This window comes from Syntrophomonas sp. UBA5494, from assembly GCF_002426325.1.
In genome coordinates, this window is sequence record NZ_DIPG01000137.1 from 1 (window position 1) to 4,744 (window position 4,744).

Consider the following 4,744-nt stretch of genomic DNA (forward strand, 5'->3'; position numbering starts at 1 on the left):
TGCAAACCGGCGGTTGGGGCTGCAACCGAACCGGCATATCACCGATTTCATCTAAAAACAAGGTTCCGCCGTTAGCCTGTTTTAATTTTCCGTCCATTCCTCCTTTTCGGGCACCTGTGAATGCCCCATCCACATAACCAAATAATTCCGTTTCCATCAATTCACCCGGTATGGCCGCACAGTTAATAGCAATAAAAGGTCCCTTGCTAAAAGTGCTGGCCTGGTGTACAGCCTGAGCAAACAATTCTTTACCGGTTCCGCTTTCCCCCGTAATGAAAACACTGGAAGGACTGCGTGCTATGGCATGGGCAAGCTTTAATAAGCGCAAAAAGTCTTTATTTTCTCCAATAATATCTTTAAATTCAAATCTAACCGATCTTCGCTTACCGCTTTTAATGATTTTTTCGGCTGGCTCCGCCGGATCAAAATATACACAATATCCAACCAATCTGCCTTTTTCCCCCATTACCGGTTTCTGGTAAGCGGCAACAGTTGATTTACCGGCAGAAGAACAAAAATTTAATCGGCAGCCCTTATTTATATCAATATCAGCCGGGTTAACTCCGCTAAAAATTTTTCCAAAGCTGTGATCAACAATATATTGTTTAGGTACTCCGAGCAGGATTTCCGCCTCCCGGTTGACCTGAATTATTTCAAAGTCGGAATTAGTAACTATAATCCCTCTATCATTATCAAGGTTAATAAAGAAATTTTTCAGCAGGAATAATTCATCCAGGTTCTTCCGGGCCTCCAGCATTTTAGCAATAGCGTGCAGACAAGACCTGATAATGTTTTCCATAACGCCGGATTGATAATTATCCTTTATGGACAGGACAAAACCAATACCGCCTAACAGTTTTGACCCATGCAGGATAGGCACACCAAACGAAATACTGTGGGCTAATACCTTCAAAGTATGTTCCGGTCCGGTTACCTTGACCGGGATCAAATGTTTAAGAGCCAGATCGAAGGCATTAGTGCCAATTTGTTCAGTGCCAAGCATGACTCCTTCTCTTAATAGAGGTTCCGTCTCCGCACTTCCTTTAATATAAAGCACGCATCCTTCATCATCTGTAATTATTAAAGGAGTCTTTAAAATGCTGGTATCAAGTATGCCATCCAAATATTGCACCACATGTTGAAGTTCCGGATTATCATTTTTTCTTTGCTCGATTTCAGTAGTACAAACGCGCTTATCCAATAAAATTGACGTGTCAATGTTGAGACAGGCCGACAACTGTACAGATTGCCCTATTACAGCTTGCATTGATATCTTCTCATTACCGGGTGTGTTTTCGGTATGTTTCATGCCAGCCACCAACCTTTTTGCCAAAGGTACAACCCATTACAACTTAATTGGAGCCAAAAATGAGGGTATTTTGTAACAATATTGTTGATATATGCAATTATTTTGTTGTTTTTATCGAATCTATTATAATTATTCTGATTTACTATCATTTAAACCTTTTTAAAAAGGTTGATTTTCTTAAGAACTTTTTACCATATAAACCAAATTAAGTGGGTCAAAGCGCTGGCTTTGACCCGCTTAATTATAATTTTATAAAAACTCTTCTTCGGGAATCTGAGATCCTCTCTGAGAATCCTTGGGAGTAACACATATACCAGTGGCTCTGGCCACCAGGATAGGTTCAGCCAGAAGTTCACAGGCTGACGCGGCACCGTCCTTAACCGGCTGTATTACTTTCCAGGCTTCGAAATTCATTTCTCTGGAGCTATTGCCGATTCTGGTAAACCAACCAACCGCTTCGATATAATCGCCGGCATATACCGGAGCCAGGAAATCAACGTGCTCATAGGTGCGGAAAAGGCCCTCATCGGCATCCCTGAGAATGAGTAATTCGGTTGCTACATCGCCAAATAAATCCAGCATACGGGCGCCATTTACCAGTCCTCCGCCGTAATGGGCATCATGCTCGCTCATTCTCAATCTAATCATGACTTTTTTCATTATAAAATCCCTCCTTTTTATTTTATTGGCAGGGCTTCCTGCCTCCAAATTATGCACTCAATGATTGGTTCGCATCTTCGCTCTTCAAAGCAAAATGTCCGATTATCGCTCCTACCACAAAGAACAATATAAAGCCAAAGCCAGCGTTGGCNNGCACTCAAGGTTTGGTCCGTATCTTCACTCTTCAAAGCGAAATGTCCGATTATCGCTCCTACCACAAAGAACAGCACAAAGCCAAAGCCAGCGTTGGCACCGGGAACAATGTTGTAGAGTCCCTGGAAAGCATTTTCCACTCCAAACAGGCCCATGTAACCATTTAAAGCTTCGACAACCCCCCAACCCAGGGAAGCATAACAGGCACCTTTCATGGCACCGCTAAATCTGGGCGGGAAGAAAACTATAAATAATACCAAGGCAATACAGGGGGGATAAATCATGTTGAGAATCGGTGCGGTCCATTTTACAATCTGGTCCAGGCCGCAAACACTGATTATGGTACTTACTACCAGAACAACAATAGCTATCTTTTGATAACTCCATCTGCCTTTGGCGGCGTCCACAAAGTACTCCGCCGTACCTGCTGTCAGCCCTATGGCCGTAGTCATGGCGGCAAATACCAAAGCTACGTTAAAACACATCGCACCGACCAATCCGAATTGTTTCAATACTACGGTGGCGAACAATTTGGCATAATCGAGATCGCCATAAACGCTGCCGGTGGAAGCACCCAGCAGGAACTCTCCGACTTCAATCACTGCCAGCATTATGAAACCGATAATACCGGCTTTGACCAGGTTCCCCAGCACTGCGTTTTTGTTTCCCTTAACGCGGTTGCCAATATCGGTCAGAATAATACCGGCAAACATCAAGGCGGCGGGCAGGTCCATGGTCTGATAGCCGTTAATAAATCCATAGGCAAAAGGATTTTGGGCATAATTGGGGGCAACCGGGTCGCCGATCGGGAATATCAGGCACTTCGTTATGATGATGACTTCCATTAACAGTAATAACGGAACCAAGATACGGCTCAACTTGTCGACGATCGCGGTCTGTTTATAGATAAACCAGTAGGTAATAGCGTAATAAGCTACGGTAAAAAGGAAAAGTACAATCCAAGGTGAACTTTCAAGGGCAAATATCTTACTGAGTGCGTCCCAGGCCGCTGCACTCATACGGGGAATAACAAAGAAAGGCCCCATAATGAGAACAGTGAATCCGCCGAAGATCTGGGCAAAATTAGGGCCTACTTTACTGGCCAGCGTAAACAACGGGCCTCCGCCCCGGTTGACGGCAAAATAGCCCAAGAAGGGCAGCAACAAACCGGTACAGAAAAAACCAAAAAAGGCCGGCCAGACAGCAGTTCCGGAGTTGCGCCCCCAGGTAGTGGGCCAGAGCATACAGGATGCGCCGTAATGCATGGCGAAAATAGATCCGCCTATGGCCAGCAGTATTATAAACGGCAAAGTAAAAGATTGTTTAGTGTTTTTGCCATCTTCCATGTATAAATTCCCCTCTCCAATATTTAAGATTTAAACTACTTGCCGGTCATGAAAAGTCTTAATTTCTTCGCTTGAGAAACCTAATTCGTTGAGCACTTCATCGGTATTCTGACCCAACAACGGTGCCGCTTGACTAACAACCCCCGGAGTATCATGCATTTTTATAGGGATTCCTGGTATTTTAATAGTGCCCAGGGCCGGATCATCTACCTCAACCAGCATCTCTCTAGTCTGAAGTTGTGGATGTTCTGCCGCCTCTGCCACCGTGGCGATCAAACCGAAAGGAATACCTGCTTCGTTCATAATTTCCTGTAATTCCTGCTTGGTTTTGGTAAGCGTGTAGGCTTCCACATTATTCTTAAGATCAGGCAGGTAATTTTTACAACGATCGTCATTGGTTAAATAACGAGGGTCTTCAAAAAGATCCGGGCGTCCCATCAAATCGCAGAGTTTTTTCCACATGGCGTTAGTACCGACACCCATTACAAACATGCCGTCCTTGGCCATAAAAGCATCAAACGGTGCTATGCCGGGATCAGCATTACCGTTCCGGCCCGGAACGTTGCCGGCCACAGTGTACTCGACTACTGCGTTTTCCAGTATCGAGAACAAGGTATCGACCATCGCTACATCCAGCCTTTGGCCCTGGCCGGTCTTCTCACGCTTATACAATGCCATGCAAATCCCCAGGGCCAAATAGGCGCCGGAATAGTTGTCACCAACTGAAGGCCCTACTTTGGTGGGAGGATTGTCAGCAAATCCGGTAATCGACATCAGGCCGCTCATGGCTTGTGCCACAATGTCATACGCAGGCAGTTTGGCCAGAGGTCCATTTAATCCAAAACCAGAAATCGAAGCATAGATAATACGAGGATTGATTTTCTTGATCTCTTCATATCCCAAGCCCAATTTCTCCATGGCGCCTACCCGAAAGTTTTCACACACCACATCAGCATCCTTAATCAACCGGAAAAAAATCTCCTTGCCTTCCTCCGAACGCAAATCCAGACTCAGACTTTTCTTGTTACGGTTCAGGAAAGCATAATAAGCACTGTAACCATCTTTAATCGGTCCCCAGGTACGGGATTGATCTCCAAGCCCAGGTCTCTCGATTTTTATGACTTCTGCTCCATGGTCAGCCATATGCATGGTGCAAAATGGTCCGCTATAAGCCTGGGTTAGATCTATCACCTTTACTCCGTCAAGGGCTCTCATTAATCCACCTCCTCAAGATCTTAGAATGCGCATTCTGTTTTACTTAAGTTGCAAGTAACGT

At 44.9% G+C, this 4,744-nt stretch carries 4 protein-coding genes; all 4 read right to left on the bottom strand.

Annotated elements, in window-relative coordinates; all coding sequences use genetic code 11:
* Nucleotides 1–1,333, bottom strand: a 1,333-nt coding sequence (locus B3W37_RS15430) for a sigma-54-dependent Fis family transcriptional regulator (RefSeq protein WP_483176329.1), incomplete at its 3' end; no start/stop codon positions are given.
* 225 nt (nt 1,334–1,558) lie between these two features.
* A complete protein-coding gene (gene kal / locus B3W37_RS15435; RefSeq protein WP_483176330.1) occupies nt 1,559–1,969 on the bottom strand; it encodes a 3-aminobutyryl-CoA ammonia lyase in 411 nt (136 codons plus the stop codon).
* Nucleotides 1,970–1,986: 17 nt separating this feature from the next.
* Entirely contained in the window at nt 1,987–3,468 is a 1,482-nt protein-coding gene (locus tag B3W37_RS15440; protein WP_483176331.1) for a branched-chain amino acid transport system II carrier protein, read from the bottom strand.
* Between the two features lie 30 nt (nt 3,469–3,498).
* Complete coding sequence (locus tag B3W37_RS15445; RefSeq protein ID WP_483176332.1) at nt 3,499–4,683, bottom strand: CaiB/BaiF CoA transferase family protein; 1,185 nt, start codon at nt 4,681–4,683, stop codon at nt 3,499–3,501.
* Nucleotides 4,684–4,744: the final 61 nt, after the last annotated feature.